Consider the following 337-nt stretch of genomic DNA (forward strand, 5'->3'; position numbering starts at 1 on the left):
GCTATTCCGGCCAGTTGCGCAGCGCGAACCAGATTGCCCATCGCAAACAGCATTGACAGACGGTTGTGATTTTTCTTCAGACCCCGTAATCGGGTCTTTCTGAAACCAAACTGGCATTTCAGTATCCGGAACGCATGCTCAACCTTCGCCCTGATACTGGCTTTCACAAATTCATCATGAAGTGCCTGCTTATTTCGACGCGGATGCTGTTTCATTTCTTTTACAGCAAGCGGGCCTTTCGCAATAAACCAGTATTTTGACAGACCGCTTAGTGACTCCCGCTTTTCTGCCCCGCGGTATCCGGCATCAGCAAACACCACGTCCACCGGCTCCGTAA

General features: G+C 50.7%; 1 protein-coding gene. It reads right to left on the reverse strand.

The annotated features are described in order from the left end of the window. Positions 1 to 337, reverse strand: a 337-nt coding sequence (locus tag ACSZO4_RS25945; RefSeq protein ID WP_437891943.1) for a transposase, incomplete at both ends; no start/stop codon positions are given.

Origin of the sequence: Phytobacter sp. V91 (genome assembly GCF_965644225.1) — a bacterium.
Classification (GTDB): domain Bacteria; phylum Pseudomonadota; class Gammaproteobacteria; order Enterobacterales; family Enterobacteriaceae; genus CBFFRJ01.